The sequence below is a fragment of the Myxococcus sp. AB036A genome, assembly GCF_006547355.1.
Taxonomy (GTDB): Bacteria; Myxococcota; Myxococcia; order Myxococcales; family Myxococcaceae; genus Myxococcus; species Myxococcus virescens.
This window is the reverse complement of the sequence record NZ_VHLC01000017.1, coordinates 75,311-97,338: the sequence shown is the minus strand read 5'-3', so window position 1 is coordinate 97,338 and position 22,028 is coordinate 75,311. Positions and strand designations below refer to the sequence as shown.

23 protein-coding genes are annotated in these 22,028 nt (G+C 69.9%); 5 read left to right on the top strand and 18 right to left on the bottom strand.

Annotation, left to right across the window (positions count from 1 at the left end; all coding sequences use genetic code 11):
• Positions 1 to 97 precede the first annotated feature (97 nt).
• A complete protein-coding gene (locus FL344_RS09915) occupies positions 98 to 556 on the bottom strand; it encodes a hypothetical protein (protein WP_141618335.1) in 459 nt (152 codons plus the stop codon).
• Positions 557 to 657: 101 nt separating this feature from the next.
• Here FL344_RS09915 and FL344_RS09910 point away from each other — a divergent pair, with 101 nt between their 5' ends.
• Positions 658 to 1,413, top strand: a complete 756-nt coding sequence (locus tag FL344_RS09910; protein WP_228564915.1) for a GNAT family N-acetyltransferase — start codon at positions 658 to 660, stop codon at positions 1,411 to 1,413.
• A 1-nt stretch (position 1,414) separates the two neighbouring features.
• Here the strand turns inward: FL344_RS09910 and FL344_RS09905 are convergent, their stop codons facing one another.
• From FL344_RS09905 to FL344_RS09880, 7 genes are all read right to left on the bottom strand, one after another.
• Positions 1,415 to 2,233, bottom strand: coding sequence for a helix-turn-helix domain-containing protein (locus FL344_RS09905; RefSeq protein WP_141618333.1), 819 nt, complete (start codon positions 2,231 to 2,233; stop codon positions 1,415 to 1,417).
• Positions 2,233 to 4,380: a cation:proton antiporter gene (locus tag FL344_RS09900; protein ID WP_141618332.1), complete on the bottom strand. Its 2,148-nt coding sequence runs from the start codon at positions 4,378 to 4,380 to the stop codon at positions 2,233 to 2,235. The genes FL344_RS09905 and FL344_RS09900 overlap by 1 nt, the downstream gene beginning before the upstream one ends.
• Positions 4,381 to 4,481: 101 nt before the next feature.
• The gene (locus FL344_RS09895; RefSeq protein WP_141588463.1) at positions 4,482 to 4,850 is read right to left on the bottom strand and encodes a response regulator; all 369 of its coding nucleotides are present in this window, start codon (positions 4,848 to 4,850) and stop codon (positions 4,482 to 4,484) included.
• On the bottom strand, positions 4,847 to 5,269 hold the full coding sequence (locus FL344_RS40010; protein ID WP_141618331.1) for an ATP-binding protein: 423 nt from the start codon (positions 5,267 to 5,269) through the stop codon (positions 4,847 to 4,849). Before FL344_RS40010 ends, FL344_RS09895 begins: the two co-directional genes overlap by 4 nt.
• Positions 5,270 to 5,363: 94 nt before the next feature.
• Complete coding sequence (locus tag FL344_RS09890) at positions 5,364 to 5,975, bottom strand: DUF2378 family protein (RefSeq protein ID WP_194863059.1); 612 nt, start codon at positions 5,973 to 5,975, stop codon at positions 5,364 to 5,366.
• Between the two features lie 212 nt (positions 5,976 to 6,187).
• Positions 6,188 to 7,348 carry an alanine--glyoxylate aminotransferase family protein gene (locus FL344_RS09885; protein WP_141618329.1) on the bottom strand — a complete coding sequence of 387 codons (1,161 nt, stop codon included), beginning with the start codon at positions 7,346 to 7,348 and terminating at the stop codon, positions 6,188 to 6,190.
• A 199-nt stretch (positions 7,349 to 7,547) separates the two neighbouring features.
• Positions 7,548 to 8,843, bottom strand: a complete 1,296-nt coding sequence (locus tag FL344_RS09880; protein ID WP_141588460.1) for a M20/M25/M40 family metallo-hydrolase — start codon at positions 8,841 to 8,843, stop codon at positions 7,548 to 7,550.
• Between the two features lie 187 nt (positions 8,844 to 9,030).
• On the opposite strand from FL344_RS09880, the gene FL344_RS09875 reads away from it, so the two are divergent.
• Together FL344_RS09875 and FL344_RS09870 are read left to right on the top strand one after the other, a co-directional pair.
• Entirely contained in the window at positions 9,031 to 9,183 is a 153-nt protein-coding gene (locus tag FL344_RS09875; protein ID WP_153881172.1) for a hypothetical protein, read from the top strand.
• Positions 9,184 to 9,191: 8 nt separating this feature from the next.
• Positions 9,192 to 10,133, top strand: coding sequence for a RimK family alpha-L-glutamate ligase (locus FL344_RS09870; RefSeq protein WP_228564914.1), 942 nt, complete (start codon positions 9,192 to 9,194; stop codon positions 10,131 to 10,133).
• A 1-nt stretch (position 10,134) separates the two neighbouring features.
• Here FL344_RS09870 and FL344_RS09865 read toward each other — a convergent pair whose 3' ends face one another.
• The 5 genes from FL344_RS09865 to FL344_RS09845 form a co-directional block, all read right to left on the bottom strand.
• A complete protein-coding gene (locus tag FL344_RS09865; protein ID WP_141618328.1) occupies positions 10,135 to 11,511 on the bottom strand; it encodes a hypothetical protein in 1,377 nt (458 codons plus the stop codon).
• 158 nt (positions 11,512 to 11,669) lie between these two features.
• Positions 11,670 to 12,878: an MlaD family protein gene (locus FL344_RS09860; RefSeq protein WP_141618327.1), complete on the bottom strand. Its 1,209-nt coding sequence runs from the start codon at positions 12,876 to 12,878 to the stop codon at positions 11,670 to 11,672.
• A complete protein-coding gene (locus FL344_RS09855) occupies positions 12,875 to 13,693 on the bottom strand; it encodes an ABC transporter ATP-binding protein (RefSeq protein ID WP_141618326.1) in 819 nt (272 codons plus the stop codon). The genes FL344_RS09860 and FL344_RS09855 overlap by 4 nt, the downstream gene beginning before the upstream one ends.
• Positions 13,694 to 13,699: 6 nt before the next feature.
• Positions 13,700 to 14,503 carry an ABC transporter permease gene (locus FL344_RS09850; protein ID WP_141588456.1) on the bottom strand — a complete coding sequence of 268 codons (804 nt, stop codon included), beginning with the start codon at positions 14,501 to 14,503 and terminating at the stop codon, positions 13,700 to 13,702.
• Positions 14,500 to 15,003: a hypothetical protein gene (locus FL344_RS09845; RefSeq protein ID WP_171440469.1), complete on the bottom strand. Its 504-nt coding sequence runs from the start codon at positions 15,001 to 15,003 to the stop codon at positions 14,500 to 14,502. Before FL344_RS09845 ends, FL344_RS09850 begins: the two co-directional genes overlap by 4 nt.
• A gap of 316 nt (positions 15,004 to 15,319) precedes the next feature.
• On the opposite strand from FL344_RS09845, the gene FL344_RS09840 reads away from it, so the two are divergent.
• Entirely contained in the window at positions 15,320 to 15,709 is a 390-nt protein-coding gene (locus FL344_RS09840) for a hypothetical protein (protein ID WP_141588455.1), read from the top strand.
• A gap of 2 nt (positions 15,710 to 15,711) precedes the next feature.
• On the opposite strand, the gene FL344_RS09835 is transcribed toward FL344_RS09840, so the two are convergent.
• A complete protein-coding gene (locus FL344_RS09835; RefSeq protein ID WP_141588454.1) occupies positions 15,712 to 16,854 on the bottom strand; it encodes a DNA replication/repair protein RecF in 1,143 nt (380 codons plus the stop codon).
• Between the two features lie 40 nt (positions 16,855 to 16,894).
• Positions 16,895 to 18,877, bottom strand: a complete 1,983-nt coding sequence (locus tag FL344_RS09830) for a PAS domain-containing sensor histidine kinase (RefSeq protein ID WP_228564913.1) — start codon at positions 18,875 to 18,877, stop codon at positions 16,895 to 16,897.
• A gap of 129 nt (positions 18,878 to 19,006) precedes the next feature.
• Here FL344_RS09830 and FL344_RS09825 point away from each other — a divergent pair, with 129 nt between their 5' ends.
• Positions 19,007 to 20,116, top strand: a complete 1,110-nt coding sequence (locus FL344_RS09825; protein ID WP_141618324.1) for a DNA alkylation repair protein — start codon at positions 19,007 to 19,009, stop codon at positions 20,114 to 20,116.
• Here the strand turns inward: FL344_RS09825 and FL344_RS09820 are convergent.
• The 3 genes from FL344_RS09820 to FL344_RS09810 all read right to left on the bottom strand — a co-directional run bounded on the left by FL344_RS09820 (position 20,106) and on the right by FL344_RS09810 (position 21,945).
• Entirely contained in the window at positions 20,106 to 20,828 is a 723-nt protein-coding gene (locus FL344_RS09820; protein WP_141618323.1) for a double-CXXCG motif protein, read from the bottom strand. The genes FL344_RS09825 and FL344_RS09820 overlap by 11 nt on opposite strands.
• A 6-nt stretch (positions 20,829 to 20,834) precedes the next feature.
• Entirely contained in the window at positions 20,835 to 21,506 is a 672-nt protein-coding gene (locus FL344_RS09815) for a TIGR02269 family lipoprotein (protein WP_141618322.1), read from the bottom strand.
• Between the two features lie 145 nt (positions 21,507 to 21,651).
• Positions 21,652 to 21,945 (bottom strand): hypothetical protein, encoded by a 294-nt coding sequence (locus FL344_RS09810; RefSeq protein WP_228564912.1) that lies wholly within the window; start codon positions 21,943 to 21,945, stop codon positions 21,652 to 21,654.
• Positions 21,946 to 22,028 lie beyond the last annotated feature (83 nt).

Genomic DNA, 22,028 nt, shown 5'->3' with positions numbered 1-22,028 from the left:
CGTCGAACAAGGTTAACGAGGACTCGCAAGGCTGCGTAAACATTCGTGAAATCCGCCTGGCCGCCTGCCTGGGAGGCCGCCCCGGGAAACGGGGTGTTCAGGCGTCGAAACGGGGCGGCGGGAGGCGGTCCTCCAGCGCCGAAATCAACTCGTCGAAAACAGCCTTGCGGGCGAAGAGATGCCGGGTGACGAGCACTCGGCCTTCCTCCTTGAGGAACAGGGCGAGCACGCTCCCCTTCCGGCCAATCCGGCGCACGTGGTCAATCTGCCCCCAGTGCAGGTCCAGCTCCTTCTTGCTGAAGGGCCGGGCCACGCGCACGCCCCGCGCGTCCACCGTGACGCCCCAGCCCGTGCGGGGCCGCAGGCGGTGGAAGGACACCAGGAAGGTCAACATCAGCCCCGCGGAGACGCCGGCGCGGGCCATGGCCTGGACGCCGCCTTCGGCGCGGGCATCCGCCAGGGCCCAGGCGGTGAGGACGGCCAGCACGCAGGCCCCCACGAAGAGGGCGATGCGGGTGGCGCGAGGGTCGAAGGCGTAGAAGCGCGGGCTGCTCATGGGTGCCCCTGCACCCTAATCCTCCCAGCGCGCCGGTGCGCGGTTTTGAGCGCTGCGTCTGTTCTCCGCCGGGCGGAGCGTGCCCTACGCTCCAGAGTCCCATGACGAATGCCGAGCTGTCCGCGCGCCTGCTGTCGAACGTCATCGCCTTCAAGCACCTTCAGCGGGAGCGCGGCACGCTGCGGCATCTGGGCCTGCCAGGCGTGGACGCCTTCTGTCTGCCGGGGCACCCGGACCACTCGCGGGCCCAGCAGGCCTTCTTCCACGACCCGGGAGCGCTGCGCGACGCCCTGCCCACCCTGACGGACTTCTACCTGCGCCTGGACCTGCCCGGCTGGCGCGTGGTGCTGCTGCCCGGAGACACCGAGGGCCGGCGGGTGCTGGAGGACGCCGGCTTCACCCCCGACGCGGTCCGGATGGATGCCATGGGCCTGGTGCTGGGGGACGTGCCGGACGCCCCGCCGGACCTCCCCCTGGAGGTCTCCGAGACACAGGACGACATGGTCGCCATCAACAAGCGCACGTGGGGCCAGCTCGGGAGCCAGCTCGACGTCTGGCTGCAGCCGCCTCGGCTGCCGGTGCACACACTGGTCGCGAAGGAGGCGGGCGTTGCCCTGGCGTGTGGCATGGCCCGGGACGTGGGCGACACCGCGGGCATCTACATGGTGGCCACGGTGCCCGAGGCCCGGGGCCGGGGGCTGGCCGCGCAGGTGATGCGCGGGCTGCACCACCAGGCGCGGACCCGGGGGATGACGGCCGCGGTGCTCCAGGCCACGCCGGAGGCGAAGCCCTTGTATCAGCGCCTGGGCTACCGGGATCTGGGCGCGTGGGAGACCTGGGGCCGCATGAGCCCCTGAGTCAGCGCAGCGCCTCCAGCTCCTCCAGACTGGAGAGCACCTGGGCCGGCTGGCTGAGCCCCAACAACCGATCCGCCAGCCCATGGGACGCCAGCCGCGCCAGATGCGCCAGCCGCACCAACTGGGGGTTGCCCCGCTCGGCGTCCAGAATGGCCACCACGACGCGGAGCGGCTTGCCGTCGGGGGTATCGCCCGCGAGCGGCGTGGCCAGCGTCACCAGGGCCGCGGTGGGCACCGCGCCTGGCAGGAAGGAATGGGGCACCGCCACCCCGCCACCCACCGCGCACGAGGACTCCTCCCGGTGCCGCTTCAGGCCCCCCACCACCCGCGCGACGTCCGCGCCGGGCTGCGAGGAGGCCAGCCGCTCCGCCACCACGTCCAGCACGTCGTCCCAGCCCGCGCAGGACAGCTGCAACACCATGCGCTCTGGCGCCAGCAGCGGCGCCAGCGGTGGCACGGGCGTGTCGCGCCGCCCTTGGGCCACGGGAAACTCCGCGTCCAGGAAGTCGCGCACGCGCGCCAGCTGCAACCCGGACAGGCGCCGCTGGGCGATGTCCAGGAAGAGAGCCCCCGCGCCCGGCACCTCTTCCAGGTAGGCGGCCACGGACGGACTCATCCGGTTGGCCACGTCCATCAGCACCGAGGACGGGACTCGCAGCTCGCGGGCAATGGCCGACAGGCGCTCGGGCGTGGGGGGCGCGTCCACGCCGTTCTCCACCCGGCTGAGGTACGCGCTGGACACGCCGATGCGGCGCGCCAGGTCCCGCAGCGACAGGCCCGCATCCGTGCGCAACAGTCGGAGGGTTGCTCCCAGGTGCATCAGCCCCTCGCGGGCAGAACCCGGGCCGCGCTGGCCCCGTCGTTGGAGGATTCAGAGGAGGGCTCCGCCGCCGTGGCGGGGGACGCGTCACACACCACCAGCAGCGAGCCCGGCGCGTCCCGGATGATGCGCTCGCGCTGCAGGCCGAAGACCTTGTCCTCCAGCCCCCACTGCGCGCCGATGCCGACAATCACCAGGTCATAGCCGTGGCGCGCCTCACCCAGGGCGGCCTCGTCCGGCGCATCGCTGCGCACTTCCTTCAACGTCACGCCGCCCTCGTTCACCGGAAACAGCGCCTCCACCTGCGACCGGGCCCCGCCGTTGCCGCCGAGGTCCGACGTCACGTGTAGCACCGTCACCTCGGCGCCCGCCTGCTGATTCAGCCGCCGGGCCAGGGCCAGGGCCGCGCGGTCATGCTGGCTGCCCACGAAGGGCACCAGCACGCGCTTGATGTCCGACAGGCCCCGGTCCACCAGCACCGCCACCGGGCCACAGGCCTCCTGCATCACCTCACGCACCGTGCCGCCCAGCATCGTCTGGCTGAAGAGTGGCTTGTGCCACCCCAGCAGGACCAGGTCCGCGCGCCGGGCCTTCGCCGTGCGGCAGATGTCCTGGGCCGGGTCCGCGGAGACGAACGACAACGGCCGGACGGAGAGTCCCAGGCTTTCGGCTCGCCACAACAGCGGCGTCAGCGCGCTGTCCTCCTCGGGGTCCCGCTGCTGCGCCGGGCGCAGGGAGGCGCGCTCCGGGGACACCAGGTGCAGCGCGTGAAGCCGCGCGCCCTCCTCACGCCCCGTCAGCGAGCGCGACAGGGTGGCCATGCCCGGCCCCGCCTGCCCGTGGGACACGCACATCAGCACGCTGTAGGGCGGAGGGCCTGGCTCCACCGGCAGCGGCAACACCACGCGCTCGCGGGCAATCTCCTCCAGCGGGTAGATCCACTTCAGCAGCGGCGTGGTGATGAACGTCGTCACCAGCGCCATCAGCACCATCATGGTGAAGAGCTGGGGTGAGATGACGCCCAGGTCCAGGCCGATGTTGAGGACGATGAGCTCCATCAACCCGCGCGTGTTCATCAGGATGCCGATGGCGCTCGCCTCGCGCCACCGCAGGCCCGTCATCCGCGCCGCCACCGCGCTGCCGCCGAACTTGCCCAGGCAGGCCAGCACGATGATGACGCCGCACGTCAGCCAGTCCTCCGCGGTGTTCAGCAGGCCAATCTGCGTGCGCAGGCCGCTGAAGGCGAAGAAGATGGGCAGCAGCAACACCACCGCCACGTCCTCCAGCCGCTCCGCCAGCGTCTCCGCCAGCCGGCCTTCCTTTGGAATCACCGCGCCGAAGAGGAAGGCACCGAAGAGCGCGTGGATGCCGATGAGCTCCGTCACGCCCGCGGACGCCAGCAGCAGCACCAGCGTGCCCGCCACCACGTTCTGGGTGAGTCCCTCACGGCTGGCCACCCGCGCGCCCAGGCGCGCGAGGAAGGGCCTCACCACCATCAGCATGAAGACGATGTAGCCCAGCGCCATCACCGTGGTGAGCGCCGCCTGCGCCAAGCTGGCCGCGCGGACGATGGAGACGACGAAGGCCAGCAGGCACCACGCGGTGACGTCATCCACCGCCGCGCAGGCAATGGCCACCGTGCCCACCTTCGACTGGAGCAGGCCTCGCTCGGTGAGGATGCGCGCCAGCACCGGGAAGGCGGTGATGCTCATCGCCACGCCCATGAAGAGCACGAACGAGGTGAACGGCACCTCTGGCGACGACAGGCTCTTGTAGAGCCACAGCGCGCCCGCGCCCGCGCCCAGCGCGAAGGGGACGACGATGCTGGAGTGGCTGATGGCCACCGACGCATGCCCTCGGCCCTTGAGCAGTTGGGGGTCCAGCTCCAGGCCGATGAGGAACATGAACAGCACCAGGCCCACCTGGCTGAGCATCGTCAGCACCGGCATGGACGAGGCCGGGAACAGCCCGTTCATGATGTCCGGCGCCAGCCAGCCCAGCAGCGAGGGCCCCAGGACGATACCGGCCACCACCTCCGCGATGACCAACGGCTGTCCCAACCACCGCGCGCCGCGGCCGATGAGCCGCGACAAGCCGATGATGACGATGAGCTGCAAGATCAGCAGCGCGAGCGCGTTGGTGTGCATCCGGCCCTCCACGTAAAGTGTTAAGCTGGCACTTACCAACCTGATTTCGAGGCGTCAACCGGGGGGAACGCGGAGCGTCAAACAGGACCCGCCTGCCTGCTTCACGCCGTCAGATGGCGGCTGACGGCGTCCAGCAGTGTGTCCACGTCCACGGGTTTGCGCAGGTGGCCGCAAGCGCCAATCTCATCCGCGACCTGGCGAGCATTCGCTGACGCGGAGAAGACGAGCACCGGGATGTCCCGCCAGGCGGACACCTGGCGCATGGCCCGCGCGAACCCGCCTCCGTCCATGACGGGCATCATCATGTCCAGCAGGACGAGCCCCGGCAGCTCCGTGGCCGCGCCCAGCACCTCCAGGGCCTGCTTGCCATTGCTGGCCCCCAGCACCGTGTAGCCCGCGTCACGAAGCACTTCCTCCAGGGCTTCGCGCAGGTCCGCGTCGTCATCCACCACCAGCAACGGCCGGCTCACTCACGCCTCTCCTTCTCCAACGGCAAATCCAGGGTGAAGCGCGCGCCACCCCCTTCGCGCGGCCCGGCCCAGGCCCGGCCCCCATAGGCGCGCGAGCTTACCGCCCGTCCGAAGCGTTCGATGACATGCTTCACCGGGCCCTCTGAAATTCCGTTCCCTCTGTCAGCCACCTGAACACGGCCCATGTGGCCCACGCGCGCGACAGCCACCTCCACCGGCTGCCCCGGCGCGAACGTGAGCGCGTTTGGGAGACTGGCGCCGCCACGGCCTGCTCCACCCTGAAGACGCGCAGCGTGAGGTCCACGTCGTCCGGGGCCGCAGGATGGGCCACTCGCCGTCGCTCGTGAACGGGACGCCTCCAGGGGAAACAGAACGTGGCCGCTTCGCCCGGCACTGCCTCCGCGGAGATGTCTCCCCATGGCGGTGGAGGATGCGCTGGACGGTCACCAGCCCGACACCCGTGCCAGGGAGTTCCACACCCCGGCCAGTACGCCGGGGCGCGCACCGCCACGCCTACTTCCAGGACAGCTCGTACTCGCTGTCGAGCAGCCCCACCTGGCGACCTTGGACCCGGACCTCACGCGCGCCCACCGCCTCCAGCACGCCGTGCAGCACGCCCTCGTGGTAGGCGGCGGGCATGAAGTCACGCCGCATGATGAACCGGGCGCTCGTCTCCCCCGTCCACAGCGGATAGCGCTCGCCGTAGGTCACCGCCGCGAGGTAGGCCTCTCCCAGCGACTGCAACAGCAGCCGCGGCTTGCCGCTGGCCGTTCGCATCAACTCCCGTCCGAAGACGGACGCCACGAAGTCCACCGTGGCCTGCGTTCCCATGCGCCGCAGCACGCCCTCGAAGCCGTCCAACTGCGGGGCCAACAGCCGCGCCGCCGTGGATGACATCCGGAGGAACCGGGTGATGGGGTACATGTGGAGGAGGTTGATTTCCCAGATGCCGGTCACCCCCTTGCAGCGGGCCACGGCGCCTTCGCCTCCCAGGAAACCCACGACGTCCAGCGTGCCCTGGAAGAACATCCCACGCGCCATATCGTCGTCGGTGGCCGCCAGACGCCGCAGCTCCAGCTCCCAGGCCGCGCCACCACCCGCGCTCGATTCGTAACCCGCGTACATGGTCATCTCCCCGAGGGGCCCTTCCAAGGCGCCCGGGGAACACACCGCCACCTCACTTCGCGGATGCTTCCGGGCTCACAAGATTCCCCCCACTTCCGGGAAGCCAACAATCGCATATTTTTCCGATACTGTCGAATCAAACCCGGTTCGCCCCGCAGGCCGAGAGGAGCATCCGCCAGCCAACGAATGGAGGCGGATGTCCCAGGCCGGGCTCAGCCCGCGATGAGGGACGCCTGGGCGGCGGCCACGGCGGCGCCGGGCTCCGAGCGATGACCGGCGGCGATGAGCGCGCGCTCCAGGGCGCCCACCGTGGATAGGACGTCCGCGGGCCCCACCCGGTTCATGTGGCCCACGCGGAAGTAGCGCGTCTTGAGGTCCGGGTGGAGGCCGCCGGCGACGACGACACCCTGCCCCTTCACCCCGCTCACCAGCGCCGCGTCCACGCCGTCCGGGTAGTACACGGCGCTCAGCGTGTTGGCGGCCACGGCGTCGGAGGTGGGCAACAGGCGCAGGCCCATGGCCTTCCACGCCGCGCGGAAGGCCCGCGCCATCCGCTGGTGCCGGGCGAAGCGGGCGTCCATGCCCTCGGCCAGAATCTGCCCCAGGCTCACGTCCAGCGCGGCCACCAGGTTCACTGGCGGGGTGGCGAAGTAGGCCGGCTTGCCCGCTTCGTACGCCTCCATGATGGGCAGCCACTCCGCGAAGTCCGCGTAGACGCTGGCCACCGGCGTCTTGCGCTTGCGCCAGGCCTCCATGGCCCGCGGGCTCACGGTGAGCAGCGCCAGGCCGGGAGGAACCCCCACCGCCTTCTGGCTGGCCGTGAGGTACACGTCCGCCTCCCACGCATCCTGGCGGAAGATCTCCGCCGCGGTGGCGCACACACCATCCACCACCGACAGCACACCGTGCTTGCGCGCGGCCCGCACCAGCGCCTCCGCGGGCACGAGCACGCCCGTGGACGTGTCCACATGGGTGATGGACAGCACCTTGAAGCCACCCTTCGACAGGTGCATCTCCACCGCGTCCAGCGACGGCACGTCCCCCGGCGGGGCGCGCACGTGCGTCACCTGGGCGCCGTGGCGCTCGAGAATCTTCGCCATCCGGTCGCTGAAATAGCCGGTGTTCACGACCAGGGCCGCGTCCCCGGGCTCCACCAGGTTGGCCACCGCCAGTTCCATGGCCAGCGTGCCGGAGCCGGACACTACGAAGGGCTGCGCGGAGGGCGCCAGGCACACCTCCCGAAGCCGCTTCAGGGCCCGGCCGAAGACGGCGATGAAAGCGGGGTCCGTGTGGCTGAGGGTGGGAGCGCCCAGCGCCTGGAGCACCTCAGGCTCGAACTCCACCGGCCCTGGAATCATCAGCAAGTCTCTCACGGCGTCACCACTCCTCTCGCGCAGCCGCCGCGAGCGGAGGTGCCCGCGGCCCGGGCCGACTGTGGCGGTCCCCGGTCGCGCTGTCCACGCACATGTGCTCCGGGCGAGTGTCCGGTGCGCGCTGTTCGGAAATGTCGGGACATTCGCCGCGCAAAACCCCCGACATTTCCGAACAGCGAGCCACCAGACGCGCCCCGCCTCAGAGGCGGACGAGCAGCTCGCGGAGAATCGCGAAGCCCTGCCGGAAGTCCTCCAGCCGGGCCTGCTCATTGGGGGCGTGGTAGTACTGCATGTCCCCGAAGCCCGTAATCTGCACGTCGCAGCCCTGTCGTTGCAGGTCCCTCACGAGCGGCAGCGAGCCAGTGAGCGAGAAGGGCGTGGCCGACACACCGCGCACCACCTGCATGGCCTCCTTCAGGGCGCGCAGGCCCTCCGAGTCCAGCCGGCAGGCGATGCCCTCGGTCCCCTCCCCCTGGAAGCGGAACGCCAGCTCACCGCGCTTGCCGCCCGCCGTGCGCGTGCGCGGGAAGTGCGCGGGGGCGTCGTCGCGCTCCAGCCGGGCGTCGAGCTCCGCCATGAAGTCCGTCACCGCCTTCTGCACCTCCGCCAGGTCGTAGAAGGGCGTGAGGCGGATGTCGCCGCGCAGGACGACGTCGGCGGGCACCTTCGTCTCCTTGGTGTTGGGCGCCTCCACCACGGTGGCCTTGAGACTGGAGGACGACAGGAAGCCCCAGCGCTTCTCGTCCTCCGTGGGCGGGAAGCGCTCGTGGAAGAAGCGCGCCAGCTCCAACGACGCGGCCATGCCCAGCTCCAGCGCGTTGACGCAGTTCTGCGGCATGCCGGAGTGGCCGCCCACGCCCGTCACCTTCAGCTCCCACAGCGACACGCCCGCCGTGCCCAGCGTGGGGCCGAAGTTGGCGCTGTCCAGCCAGTACACCGGCTGGCCGTCGAGCGGCTTGAGCATGCCCTGCTCGGCCACGTAGTTGAGGCCCAGGCCCGGCAGCTCCGAGGACTCCTCGTTGGAGATGAGCACCACCTTCAGCGTGCGGCTGGGGCGCACCTTGCGCTCGGCCAGTTGGGCCAGCAGGTCGGTGAGCACGGCGACGTGCCCCAGGCAGTCGGTGACGCCGCGCCCGTAGAGCACGCCGCCGGGGCCCTCCCACAGCTCGAAGGGGCTGCGCTCCCAGCCCTCCGCCTTCTGGTCCGCGGGGACCACGTCGAAGTGCGCGCCGACGAAGCCGATGGCGCCCTCTCCCTCGCCCGGCACGGTGAGCACCAGACAGGGGCGCGACGCCTGGCCCGGGCCCGCCACGGACTCCGCCTGGATGAAGCCGCTCTCGATGTGCGGCGCCAGGGTGTCCAGCACCACCTGCGCGGCGAGCCGCTCCTCGGGCACCAGCCCCGCGCCAGGGTTGTTCTGCAGCTTCGGAGTCAGGGCGATGAGCCGCCGGAGCACGTCGAGGAAGCGGTCCTCACGCAAGGCAAGAGCTTTCATGAAACGGATTGGAGCCCAGGCGCGCGGTGGAAGTCACCGGAAACGAACAGCCGACGCTGCCGATACGGGGGGCACTGGCGGGTCCATCGTGGAGCGGTGGACGAATCGGCGCATGCAGCCCGGGTGACGCGGCGCTCCATGGCCAGCACTGGTGCGGCGCGGGGCCCGTCCGCATCTTGGAGGCACCATGCCAAAGACTTCTCCGCCGAAACCGCCGCGCGCGCTGTTCATCCGGGACTGGGCGCCCGCATCCCCCGAACCGCAACCCGAGAAGGAAGCGCAGGTGACCACGATGCAGGTGGGCGAAGAGACCGGCGACGGCGGTGAGCTCCAACGCTGAGGACGCCCGTGACACGGACAGGCACGGTGGTGCTGCTGGGTGCGCGAGACGACGCCCACGTCCTGGAGGTGGCGCGCCGGCTTCGCGCCGAGGACGTGGACACGGTGACAGTGGACACGCGGGCCTTCCCCGAGGAGACGCGGCTGTCGCTCACGGAGTCGCTAGACGGCATCATCGTGGACGGACGCGAGGTGGGACGACCAGCCGCCGTGTACCTGCGCGGTCTGCATGCGCACCCGCTGGCCTTCGGCGTGGATGCACAGGAGGCCATGGACGCGGACTGGCGCACCACGCTCACCGCGTTCCGCGAGAAGAGCGCGCTGCTCCTGGGACTCCTGAGCCGTTGGGAGCGGCTGGGCGTGCCGCTCTACAACCCGCCCTCTTCGGACTGGAGCATGCACAAGCCCGCGCAGCTCGCCGCGCTCCAGGCCGCGGGACTTCCCGTGTCCCGGACGCTGTGGACAAATGACGCGGAGGCGGTGCGCCGCTTCGCGAGGGAAGGACGCGTGGTCTACAAGCCCGTCGTAGGCGGCGCGGCGACGCGGGAGCTGCGTGAAGCAGACCTCACGGACGAACGCCTCGCGGCGCTCTCCGCCGCGCCCGTCACCTTCCAGGAGCTGCTGCCGGGTGAGAACCTGCGCGTGTACGTGTTGGACGGCGCCGTCATCGCGAGCCTGCGCATCGTCTCTTCGTCGCTCGACTTCCGGCAGCACGAGGAGCGCATCGAGCAGGTGACGCTGCCTCCCGAGGTGGCTCACGGCTGCGTGAAGGCGTGCGAGGTGCTGGGCCTGCGCTGGACGGGGATGGACTTGAAGCGCGATGCGGACGGCGCGCCGCGCATCCTGGAGCTGAACGGCTCGGCGATGTTCCTGGGCTTCGACGCGCGCGGCGGCACGGACGTGGCGGGGCACCTGACGCGCGCGCTGGCGAGGCACGCACGCGGCGGATAGCTCAGCGCCGCCCGAGGAACTGCGGGTCGGACCAGTCCCAGAGCCGCTCCGGGTGTTCATCCACGTCGAGCGGCAAGCTGTTCCACCGGTACACCGCGCGCGAGCTGGCGCCGTGGACATGGAGGACCAGGCTCAGCACGGCCAGCACCGCGAAGGTGGCCGTCAGGCCGCGCCGGGCCTCGGGGCCTTTCCACTGGAGCGCGCGCACCACGGGGACGAGGAAGAAGACGAGGTAGGGCACCATGTCCGTGAAGAAGCGCGGGCCATACGAGTGCCCTGCCCACCAGTGCGGGAAGGTGGAGATGGCGGCCCAGTGCAGCGCGACCACCGCGACCAGCACGGCATGAAGCCGGGTGAAGGTCCGGGCGCGCAGGTCCATCCACAAGCCCCAGGCACTCATGAGGAGCACGGGGGTGAACACGAGCAGCCCGCGCGCGGGGGACACGAGGTTGCCGGCCAGGGCCTCGGCCACGCGAGAGGCGGACAGCTCCAGGCGCTGCGGTTCGTAATAAGGCGCCAGCACGGAGCCGTAGTGGATGAGGTTCACCGCCACCCACGGGATGGCCACTGCGAGCGCGCCCGCGAAGAACTTCCAGGCCTGCCGCGGATAGGTCCACAGCACGTAGAGCGACAGCACCAGCACGGAGAGGCTGTTGGTGGGCCGCATGACATAGGCGAGCGCCAGGGGAATGCCCGCCCAGGCCACGTGACGCGGAGCCTCGCGCGCGCGGACGAGGCCCAGGAGCACCAGGGTGAGGCACAGCAGCGAAGGGCCGTGCTGCCACAGGGCGCGGCTGGCGGTGGAGAGCAGCGGCGTGCAGAAGACGAAGACGGCGGCGAGCAGCAGCGCGCGCCGGCGGGACAGGTGCAGCGCGGTGCCCAGCATGAACATGACGACGCCAGCGAGCGCGGTCAGCGCGGAGGCGAAGAGGCGCTGCGGGCCGTTCCACGCATCCAGGTCCACGCTGCCGGTGGCGTCGTAGATGTGGCGCCAATGCGCCAGGGGCTTCGCCAGGGCCGGGTGCAGCTTGCCCACGGGCGTGGCGAGGCGCACGAAGCCATCCACCAGCACCACCATGGGCACGGCAACCAGGGACGGGCCCAGGGGGAAGTAGTTGTAGAGGTGGCCGTCACGCTCATAGAGGCCGTGGCGGTACGACTCGAAGGTCGGGGCGTATTCGTCCAGGTCGAGGTTCCCTTCACGCAACAGAGACAGCGTGGTGGGGAGCGTCAGCTTGGAGTCGAAGGGCGTGTAGACGGGGAACGCCGCCAGCGCCGCGAAGAAGCCCACGAAGAGCAGCACCCGCCCCGCCCAGATGCGAGAGGTGGGGCGCGCGGGCGCGGAAGCCACAGGAGTGGAGACGGCGGAAGAGCTCATCGCGACGGGGCCTCCTCGCGCGCTCCGGCAGCGACGCGTTGGAGGACCGCCGTCTTAGTGGCTCGGAAGCACGAAAGCCAGGATGGCGCGAGACACGCATCAGCGCATCCATTTCGACCCAGCGACATCGCGTTCCGCGAGCTTTCCGTCCGCCCAGGCTAGGGCTGGGCCGCAGGCCCCCCAGGCACCGAGGGAGCCGTCTCCGCCGGAGCCGTGGCGGGCGCTTCAGAGCGTGGCTCCACGCCCTTCACCTTGCCCACCTGCTCCAAGTCCTGCCGGTTGTTCAGGGAGAAGCGCACCAGCGCGCGGAGGATGCGGTTGCGCTTCACGTTGCCAATCACCTCGCGCAGGTCCTCGTACACCGTCGGGTCGCTGATGAGCCCGCCCACGGTGCCGTCTCCCTTCGCCACGGTCGCCGTAATCTTCTTCAGGTCCGCCGCCGCGCTGCCCAGGTCCGCGAACATGCCGCTCGCGTCGCCGTACACCAACTGGTGCACCGCCCCGTTGGGACTCTTCTTCGCATCCTCGATGAGCCCCGCCAGTTGCCCGGCCGCCTCCCCCAGCTCCGTCAGCGCCTTGGCGCCGTCCTGGCCGTAGACGAGCGCGTGGGCCGTGCCGTCTCCCGTGCGCACCTCGCGCAGAATCCCTTCCAGCTCACCCACCGCGCCATCCACCCGCGCCGCCGCGCTGGACGCGTTGGCCAGCAGCCCCCGCACCTCGCGCCCGGCCTGCTTGTCGTAGATGAGCGCGTGCAGCACGCCCTCGCCCTTCTCCACCTCTTCCAGCAGCGCCCGCAGCGCCGCCACGCCGCGCGTCACGTCGTTGGCCATCTCCGGGTTGGCGTACGTCTCCACCGCCGCCCGCAGCGACTTGCTGATGGCCACCGAGTTCTCCATCACCTGCGACGCCCCGCTGAGCAGCGAGGACAAGTCACCGCCCGTGGACGACTTGAGCACCCCACCCGGCTCCACCGGCGGTGACGTCGGGCTGCCCAGGGAGATGTCCACCGCCTTGTCACCCAGCACGCCCATGCTGGACAACTGCGCCACCGAGTCCTGACGCACGCGGTCCGTGTAGCGCGATGACACATGGAACTGGACCTCCAGCCGCGGGTCCTTCGGGTCGGGCGAGAAGACGATGCCCGTCACCCGCCCCACGTTGAGACCGCCGAGCCAGACGGGCGACTCATCACTGAGGCCCTGCACGTTGGCGAAGTAGGCGCGATACATCGTCTTGCGCTCGAACAGGCGCGACTGCTGGCCGATGACCATCACCACCACGCTGGCGACCGCCAGTCCGACGGCGACGAACAGCCCCGTGCGCAGCGCCAGGCGGCGCTCAGTTCCTGCGGGAGAGAACAGGCTCACGGCGCGCCTCCGGGGAACAGTTCCACGCGGCGCGCGTCGAGGAAGGCACGCACCTCCGGGACGGTGGAGTGGAGCATCTCCCGCGGATTGCCCACCTGCACGATTCTCCGATTGGCCAGCATGGCGATGCGGTCTCCCACGGTGAACGCGCTCACCATGTCGTGGGTCACGACGATGGAAGTGCAACCGAGCCGAGTCTTCATCGAGTTGATCAACACGTTGATGGACTGCGTGGTGACGGGGTCCAGGCCCGTGGTGGGCTCATCCCAGAGGATGACCTCTGGCTCCGTGGCGATGGCCCGTGCCAACCCCACGCGCTTGCGCATGCCGCCCGACAAGTCGGAGGGCATCAACCGCTCCGTGTTGGGCAGGTCCACCAGCGCCAGTTTCTCCGCCACGCGGGCACGGACCTCGTCCGCCGGCATGTCCGGGAAGTGCTCGCGCAACGGGTACGCCACGTTCTCCCCGACGTTCAGCGAGTCGAAGAGCGCCGCGCCCTGGAACACCATGGCCACGTGCCGGCGCACCGGAATGAATTGCTCCTCCGTGAAGCGCGTCAGGTCGTGCCCCTGGAAGAGGATGCGTCCGGTGTCTGGAGACAGCAGTCCGATGAGGCACTTGAGCAGCACACTCTTGCCCGTGCCCGAGCCGCCCATCACCACCAGCGTCTCCCCGGCGCGCACGTCCAGGTCCATGTCGTCATAGACGCGCTTGGCGCCGAACGCCTTCGTCAGGTGCTCGAAATAGATGAGCTGCTCACCCGGCCGGGGCGGCTGGAACGCGAACTCGGAAGTGGTCTGGGACGAGGAGCGCATGGCGCGTCACAGGCTCAGCGTGAGCTGGGTGATGAAGAAGTCCGCCAGGCACACGGAGACGGACGTGGTCGCCACCGTCTGGGTGGTGGCGCGGCCCACGCCCTCCGTGCCGCCCTCCACGGTGAGCCCGCGGAAGCAGCCCACCAGGCCGATGATGAGTCCGAACACCGCGCCCTTGAACACGCCCGAGGCGAAGTCCGGCATCAGCACCGCGTCCAGCGCGCCCTGGAAGAAGAGGTTGAGCGTAATCGCATACTGGAAGTTCACCACCAGCGCGCCCGCCACCAGGCCCACGACGTCCGCGAACACGGTGAGCACCGGCAGCACAATCAGGCACGCCAGCACGCGGGGCACCACCAGCTTGCGCAGCGGGTCGGCGCCCAGCGCGCGAATGGCGTCCACCTGCTCCGTCACCGTCATGGCGCCCAGCTCCGCGGCGATGCCGCTGCCGATGCGCGCGCCCACGGTGAGCGCGGTGAGCACCGGCGCCAGCTCGCGGAACAGCGTGAGGATGACCACGCGGCCCACGGTGTACTGCACGCCGAAGCGCGACAGGAAGTAGCCGAACTGCAACGAGATGACGAGCCCCGCGAACATCGCGGTGAGCAGGGCGATGGGCAGCGAGCGCACGCCCAGCGACTCCGTGTGGTACACGAGCCCGCGCCAGTCATAGGGCGGACGCACCGCGCGGCTGAACACCTGCCCCGTCATTCGCGACAGGGCGCCCAGTGACTCCAGGCGCTCCTTCGCCCGGTCCATGAGGCTCGGGGGCCCGGACGCCGCGTCCACCTCGGGCTGCCGGGTCGTCATCCCTTGCGCTCCGATTCGAAGCCGGCGAGCAGCGCGTCGAAGTCCGCCATGCGCCCGTCCGCGAGCCCCGGCGGCGCCACGTAGGTGAAGTCGAACACGCAGTTGTCCTTCTTCAGCACCACCAGCTCCAGTTGCACGGGCACGCCGTCCATCTTCGCCAGGTGGCGGCTGCGCAGGGCCTCGCGCCCATCCATGGGGATGCGCTGTTCAGCGATTTCCTGTCGGTCCGTGAAGCCTGCCAGCAGGTGCCGGGTGAGCACCTGGAGCGACGGGTCATCATGTCCCTGGCACGTGGCGTTGACCGAGAGCGCGCGACCGGTGCCCTCCTCGGCGAAGGCGAGGTCGTTGTCCTCCAGCCGCACCTGCTCCCAATACGCGGGGAGCTTGCCAATGCGGTAGCGCACGGCGGGCTTGGTGAGGACGGAATCCTCGAACGTCGTCCTGTGACAGCCCGCCAGGGGCATGACCACCAGCAGGCACAGCAACGTCATCCGCGGCATGGCACCGTTCTTCGTGGCTCTCTTCCGGCCCTGCGACCAAGTCATGCGTCACAAGTCGCGCACCTGCAAGGAATTCCATGTCGTGCGGTGGGGGCCAAACGTCCACTGTCACACCTCTGAATCCATCCTGGCACGTCACATTCCCGCCACCCGAGGTGCGCCGGCCGTCCGCCGTGGCACCAACCAGTCTGTGCGAGCGCCCCTCCGCGGGCAGTCCCCGGCCACGCCGCGCGGCCCCAACTTTGTCCCGACGCACGCAAGCCGTCCGGCTCGGACAGCAGTGCCCCACGCTCGACACACGGACAAGGAGGACTCCATGGACGGCGGACTCGCGATATTCGGCCTCGGCCTCTTCCTGCTGGGAATCGCCAACCTGTACACACGACACAGCTACTGGCTGGCTGTCTCCGTGCTGCTCCTGTCGGTGGTGTCCATGGGGTTGGCCTTCAGCGAGTCCAAGCGGCTGCGCGATGTGTCGCTGGGCGTGGGCGTCGTGCTGCTGCTGCTCACCGTCATCGCGCTCGCCGTGGGCACGTCGTGGTGGCTGCCACTGGCCACCTTCCTCTTCGCCGTGGCGTATGGCGTGCTCTGGGCGGAGTACCGCTTCCCCTTCTTCAAGCACGTGGCGCCGGGCGACGAGCCGCACCACGCGGAGCGGCGCTTCCACGTCCACTGGCCCTGGCACCGTCGGCGCGTGACGCCGTGACGTCAGCTGGCGGGAGGCGGCTCGGCGTCCGCGCGCACCGCCACCTGCCCGCCGTGCACGTCGAGCCAGAGCGTGTCGTCCGCCGCCGCGCCCCGCACCAGCGAGCCGTCCGTAGTGGTGAGCACCACCTGCGCGCCGCTCTGGGCCAGGTAGCCCATGAGGTAGGCGTTGCGCTCGGGGTCCAGCTCGCTCGACACGTCGTCCAGCAGCAGCAGCGGCAGGAAGCCCATCGCGGCCTCCAGGTTCTCGATTTCGGCGATCTTCCAGCCGAGCACCAGCGCCCGCTGCTGTCCCTGGCTCGCGTAGGCCCGCGCGCTGCGGCCTCCCAGCGTCACCGAGACGTCGTCCGAGTGCGGCCCCACCGAGGTGAAGCCCCGCTCCATGTCCCGCCGCAGGCGCGCGGAGAGGCTCTCCCGCAGCATGGCCGCCAGCGCCGTTTCGTCCGCGGCGGCGAAGTCGCCCTCCAGATGCGCGGGGCGGTAGTTGTACACGGCCGGGTCCACCGTGCGGCCAATGGAGGCGAAGGTCGCCTGCGCCCTGGGCGCCAGCTCCGCCATCAGCGCGCGCCGCCGCGAATAGATGCGCGCGCCAGCCTTCGCCAGCGTCTCGTCGTAGGCCTCCAGATACACCGCATCCACGGTGTGCCCTTCGCGCAGCAGGCGGTTGCGGTTCTTCAAGGCCCGCGCGTACTCGCGGCTCTCGCGCAGGAAGGCGGGGAAGCGGTTGAACACCGCCCGGTCCAGGAAGCCGCGCCGTGAGTCCGGGCCGCCCTTCACCACCTCCAGGTCATCCGGCGTGAAGGCCACCACGGACACGCCGCCGAAGTAGTCCTCCAGGCTGGAGGCCTTCTTCCCGTCCACGAAGGCCTGCCGCGTGCCGCCGCCCACCTCCACGGCGATTTCACGCTCGGCGCCCTTGAGCAGGAAGCGCCCCGTCACCCGCGCGCCCTGCGAGCCCCAGCGCACCAGCTCCGACAGGCGCCCCGCGCGCAGCGGCTTGAGCGTGGCCAGGAAGTAGAGGGCCTCCAGCAGGTTCGTCTTGCCCTGCCCGTTCTGCCCCACCGCGATGGTGGCGTGGGCACTGGGCGTGAGCTGGACCTGGGGGAGGTTCCGGAAGTCGTGGACGTGAAGCGCGAGGAGGCGCACGGCCCCCTCCGTATAACCTCTCCGCTCCCCGGCGGGGGACCTATCTCGCGGGCTGGAGCGGCAGCTCCACCACGAAGGTGGCGCCCTCGCCGGGCTGGCTGTCCACCTGGATGGTGCCGCCCAGGGCCTCCACCAGCGTGCGCGTCACGTAGAGCCCCAGGCCCATGCCGCCATAGTTCCGCTCGGACACGGCGCGCTCGAACTTCTGGAAGATGCGCGCGTGGGCTTCCGAGTCGATGCCGATGCCCCGGTCCCTCACCCACAGCCGGGCGCCCATGCCCCCTGGCGCCACGTCGATGTGCACGGGTGCGCCCGCGCCGTACTTGAGCGCGTTGGACAGCAGGTTGGAGACCACCTGCTCCAGCCGCAGCCGGTCCCACACCCCTTCGAGCCCTTCCGCCCGCGTGACGTGCAGCTCGCAGCCGGCGCGCGCGGCCTCCAGCTCGAAGCGCGCGGCCACCTCGCGCACGAGCGAGGGCAGGTCCACCGGCTCGAACTGGAGCTTCAACCGGCCGGTGCTGATGCGCGACACGTCGAGCAGCCCGTCCACGAGCTCGGCCAGACGCGTCACCTGCCGGCGCATGGCCTCCACCTCGCGCCCGTGACGCTGGGCCAACGCGGACTCCGGGTCCGCGTGGATGGCGCGCACGAAGGACTGGAGCCGCAGCCCCAGTGATGTCAGCGGCGTCTTGAGTTCGTGGCTGGCCACGGACAGGAACTCGTCACGGGCACGCACGGCCTCCTGGAGGTGCTGCTCCACCGTCTTCAGGCGGGTGATGTCCAGGAAGGGAATCACCACCACGGACGGGTGGCCATGCATGGCGGGCAGCGTCTCCGACGAGATGCTGAGGGCGTACTGGCCCGCGGGCGTGTGCCAGTGGACCTCCAGCCCGTCCAGCCGCTCGCCCCGGGCCGCGCGGTTGGAGGGGATTTCATCCACGCTCAGCCGGCGGCCCTCCAGGTCCGTGACGTGGAAGTGCTCGCCATACGCGGTGGCGGGCACGTCCTTGGGAATGTGCAGGCCGTAGAGCCGGTCCGCCGCGGCGTTGGAGAAGTTGAGGTCGCCACTGGCCGGGTCCGCCATCACCACCGGCATGGGCATCAGGTCCAGCACGGCCTCCAGCCACTTCTGCTGGCTCTCCACGGCCTGGCGCGCGAATACCTGCTCGGTGACGTCGAAGGCCAGCGTCACCAGGCCGTCCACGAGGCCGCGCTCGTCGCGCAGGGGCTCGAAGATGATGTTCCAGAACCGGGTCTCGACGCGGCCGGCGCCCTCGTAGTCGATGGTGACGGGGTACTCCCGCGCGATGGCGCGCTCGCCCGTCTCCAGCACGCCCCGGTGGAGGCTCAACAGCTCCGGGGACAAATCCGGAATGGCCTCCTCCTGGGTGCGCCCGTTCAGCTCGCGTCCGCCCATGAGCTTCTGGAGCAGCGGGTTGGCGAACTCGTAGCGCAGCTCGTAGCCGCGCAGCACGCTGATGGCCACCGGCGCCTGCGTGAAGACCTGGAGCAGGTTGCGCCGCTCCACCTGCGCCGCCTCACGGGCCGCCAGCTCCGCCGTCATGTCCTTGTAGGCCACGGCGAGGTGCGTGACGCCGCCGCTGGAGGAGACCAGGGGGAAGCCGGTGCAGGAGATGGCGATGCGCCGCGCCTCGGCGGGCGCGCGGACGTGCGCCAACTCCTTCACGTCGTACCAGAACACCGGCGTCTGGACGCGCTCGCCCGACACGACCCGCTGGAGCAACTTCGCATAGCCCAACTGCGCGAGCAGCTCGTCCTTGAAGAGGCTGTACTCGGGTGGCGGCGCCGCGCCGAACATCGCCAGGAAGGCGGGGTTGGTGAGCAGGCAGTGGCCATCCGAGGTGAAGACGGCGTAGGGCACCGGCGAATGGGTGAACAGCCCCTCGAGCAGCGCGAGCGAATCCGGCACCTCGGCGAGCTGTTCGCGCAAGGTGCGGGGCTCCGTCACCACGGGCCTGCTGCGCGTGTCCTGACTCCAGTGCTGGCCCGTTCGCGTCGCCACGGGGCCAGGGCCTAGCAGAGCCACCCCGGGCTGCCCAGCCCACCGTTAACCAGCCGCCTGCCCACCGAGGCCCCCTGGCACGCACATGGTGCTGGTGCACCGGCGAGCCCATGCCAGGATGCGCGCCCCATGGCAGACCCCCTCAAGACCTTCTTCGACGCGCGGCTCGTCGAACGCCTCGGCGCGTCACTCCACGCCGCGGCGCCTACCTTCCCGCGCGCTGCGTTCATCCGAGAGGCCGCGAAGGGCCTGGATGGCCATGAGTTGATGGACCGGGCGCGTCATATCGCTGGCGCGATGCACCGTGCGCTGCCCCAAGACTACCCGGAGGCGGTGGAGGTGCTGCTGCGCTCGCTCGGCCCCCGGACGGAGGCCACGGAGGGAGGGGCCATGGCGACCTTCTTCTATCTGCCGCACACGATTTTCGTGGCGGAGCGCGGCCTGGAGCACTTCGAGCCGTCCATGCGCGCCCAGCACGCGCTCACCCAGCGCTTCACCGCGGAGTACTCCATCCGGCCCTACCTGGAGCGGCACACCGCGAAGACGCTGGCCCGCCTGCGCGAGTGGACAGAGGACCCGAGCGAGCATGTCCGGCGGCTCGTGTCAGAGGGCACGCGCACGCGCCTGCCGTGGGCCTCACGGCTGCGCGAGTTCCAGAAGGACCCCACACCGGTGCTCGCGCTGCTGGAGCGGCTGAAGGACGACCCGGCGCTGTACGTACGCCGCTCGGTGGCCAACAACCTGAACGACATCGGCAAGGACCACCCCGCCCTGCTGGTGCAGGTGGCGACGGCGTGGATGAAGAACGCCACGCCGGAGCGGGAGTGGCTGGTGCGCCATGCGCTGCGCTCGTCCATCAAGCGCGGAGAGCCCGCGGCGCTGGCGGTGGTGGGCGCGCGGCCGCCCTCAGGCATCGAGGCCCGCGTGACGAAGCTGCCCCGCCGCGCGGCGCTGGGCGACACGGTAGAGGTCCACTTCGAGGTGACCAACCGCTCGAAGCAGCAGCAGACGCTGGTGGTGGACCTCGCGGTGCATTTCCAGAAGGCGAACGGTGAGGCGCGGCCCAAGGTGTTCAAGGTGCGCGAGCTGCTGCTGGGCCCGGGACAAGCGGAGACGGTGAGCAAGCGCGTCTCCTTCGCGCAGCTCTCCACACGCAAGCACTACGCCGGGCCGCACCGCTTCGAGGCCCTGGTGAACGGACAGGGATTGCCGCTGGGTGTCGTCGAGGTCAGCGGGTAGGAAGTTCCCGGCAGGCGATTCCCTCCAGCCCGAGGCGCCTCACCGCATCCACGAACCGGTCGGTCCCGATAATCATCGTCGCGAAGTTCACGAGCCGGAACGCGTCCACGTCCGCCGGGAGCGAAGCTGCAGCGAGGATGGGGGCATCGGGTCGAGCAAAGGCGTGCCGCCCGCAGGTTGGACACGGCGGCGATGCGTCGGATGGGATGCACTCCGGATGCAGCAGACCGCGTGGCTCCAGTTGGAGGTCCAGCAACTCCGGTGACTCCTTCTTGCGGAATCGCAGTTCCGTTTGTCCGCCCAGCAGACCGCGTACACCTTCGGCTTGCAGGCGCTCCATCGCATCGCGGCGTACGAGCAATAGCGAAGTCCCCTGCCATGCGAATGGACCGAATTCGCCGGACGCAGTGCCAACCAATGGCCCGAAGGCCGCGCCAGGCGGCAGCTCCGCATCCGGAGGAGCCAAGGGGCGTACCAGTTCCCGAAGACGGGAGAACTCCGTGAACGACTCCGGCCGGGCCTTCTCGAACGCGGCACGCTCCGGCAGCTGCGACAGGTCCACGAGGGGATAGTGGTTCCCCCAGGAACTCCAGGTCGCGCCACAGGCGGAGCACTTCACGCCGGGCAGACTCCACTTGTGCGCGGCGTTGAAGCTTCCACTGAAGGCGGCCGTTGCCGCTTCGTCTTCACGCAGCCAGAAGAATCGGGTCATGGGTCCCTACGCGCCAGGGCGGGAATAATAGGGCTGAATCGGACCACCGATGAGCTCGAAGCGATGAATCAACTCCCCCGCATGCTTGAAAATCTCCTCTGCGCTCGCGTTCCGGTTCCGGTCCCGGAACTCACGCCATGCTTTGTTCCACGCGCCACCATTGCCAAGGGGCCCATGAATCCGCCGGTGCACGTCGCGAGGAATGGGCATGGTGTAGCTGTGGATTTTCACGCCCTGCCCTTCGAACCACCGAGCCAGGTCTTCTGCCTGCGGGAAGATGTGGTGCTTTTCCCAGCGACCGGGCGTTAGACGGTGCGACGGAGGAATGACCCGCGAGGAACCACCATTCCAGTTGGGGAAGACCATGACAGCCCCGCGTGGAAGCTGCTGCCCACCTCCCCAATTTCTCCGAGGTCCACTGCCCGGCGCTGCCGCGGCCACAGGCGGACGTGCGGGAGGAATGCGCGCCAACTCCACTTCACCGAGCAGGTCCTCACAGCGGTAGAAGCCACATGCGTCCCCCTCGCAAAGGAGGCTGACGCAACGGTCCTCATGCGAAGCGGAACACGCCTCCGTCGCCGCGTGCGCTCCTCGCTGAATGGGAGTCTTTGCGGTGGTGGAGCAACCCAACCAGAACGCAACAAGCAGTGAGAGCCCCAAGCCAGGATGGATGCGCATCTCAAGCGGACCCTATCCTGTTTGGAACGGCACGTTACGCCCCGAGGCCCTCGGCTTCTCACCTTCCGTGCCCCCTCCCCCTCATACGAGGCACGGAACGCGTTGTTCTTCACCACGACGCAATGGGCCGCATGGGCGCACAGCCTCACCGCGGTCCGAAAATCTTCACCAGCTTGTTGTAGACGCCCATCACCAGCAGGGGTGACACCCACTGGCCAATGAAGCGGCTGGGGCGCGAGCGGCCCGTCACCTCCAAGACGAAGGAAGCGACCATCGAGGCGAGGCTCGCCACCAGGAACACGTGCGAGGGCACCTTCGCCGTCTGCTGTTCAATCAAGCGTGTCAGTGACGCCTCGGCGTGCTCCGCCCGCACCACCGGGGGCACGTCCATGTACTCATGCTCCGAAGCCCGGCTCGCCGGGTTGACGTCCATCTCCATGCTCCCTCCCAGGGCGGGCAGACAGGCCCGCCGCATGCAGCGCTCTTCCGCCGGGCCGCGCCATGCAGCTCAGCGGAGCGGTC

Bases quoted from the DNA above. Each gene is read 5' to 3' on its own strand.
- FL344_RS09915 (WP_141618335.1), bottom strand. From the start codon at position 556: ATGAGCAGCCCGCGCTTCTACGCCTTCGACCCTCGCGCCACCCGCATC.
- FL344_RS09910 (WP_228564915.1), top strand. From the start codon at position 658: ATGACGAATGCCGAGCTGTCCGCGCGCCTGCTGTCGAACGTCATCGCC.
- FL344_RS09905 (WP_141618333.1), bottom strand. From the start codon at position 2,233: ATGCACCTGGGAGCAACCCTCCGACTGTTGCGCACGGATGCGGGCCTG.
- FL344_RS09900 (WP_141618332.1), bottom strand. From the start codon at position 4,380: ATGCACACCAACGCGCTCGCGCTGCTGATCTTGCAGCTCATCGTCATC.
- FL344_RS40010 (WP_141618331.1), bottom strand. From the start codon at position 5,269: ATGGGGAGACATCTCCGCGGAGGCAGTGCCGGGCGAAGCGGCCACGTT.
- FL344_RS09890 (WP_194863059.1), bottom strand. From the start codon at position 5,975: ATGTACGCGGGTTACGAATCGAGCGCGGGTGGTGGCGCGGCCTGGGAG.
- FL344_RS09880 (WP_141588460.1), bottom strand. From the start codon at position 8,843: ATGAAAGCTCTTGCCTTGCGTGAGGACCGCTTCCTCGACGTGCTCCGG.
- FL344_RS09875 (WP_153881172.1), top strand. From the start codon at position 9,031: ATGCCAAAGACTTCTCCGCCGAAACCGCCGCGCGCGCTGTTCATCCGG.
- FL344_RS09865 (WP_141618328.1), bottom strand. From the start codon at position 11,511: ATGAGCTCTTCCGCCGTCTCCACTCCTGTGGCTTCCGCGCCCGCGCGC.
- FL344_RS09855 (WP_141618326.1), bottom strand. From the start codon at position 13,693: ATGCGCTCCTCGTCCCAGACCACTTCCGAGTTCGCGTTCCAGCCGCCC.
- FL344_RS09850 (WP_141588456.1), bottom strand. From the start codon at position 14,503: ATGACGACCCGGCAGCCCGAGGTGGACGCGGCGTCCGGGCCCCCGAGC.
- FL344_RS09845 (WP_171440469.1), bottom strand. From the start codon at position 15,003: ATGCCGCGGATGACGTTGCTGTGCCTGCTGGTGGTCATGCCCCTGGCG.
- FL344_RS09840 (WP_141588455.1), top strand. From the start codon at position 15,320: ATGGACGGCGGACTCGCGATATTCGGCCTCGGCCTCTTCCTGCTGGGA.
- FL344_RS09825 (WP_141618324.1), top strand. From the start codon at position 19,007: ATGGCAGACCCCCTCAAGACCTTCTTCGACGCGCGGCTCGTCGAACGC.
- FL344_RS09820 (WP_141618323.1), bottom strand. From the start codon at position 20,828: ATGACCCGATTCTTCTGGCTGCGTGAAGACGAAGCGGCAACGGCCGCC.
- FL344_RS09815 (WP_141618322.1), bottom strand. From the start codon at position 21,506: ATGCGCATCCATCCTGGCTTGGGGCTCTCACTGCTTGTTGCGTTCTGG.
- FL344_RS09810 (WP_228564912.1), bottom strand. From the start codon at position 21,945: ATGGAGATGGACGTCAACCCGGCGAGCCGGGCTTCGGAGCATGAGTAC.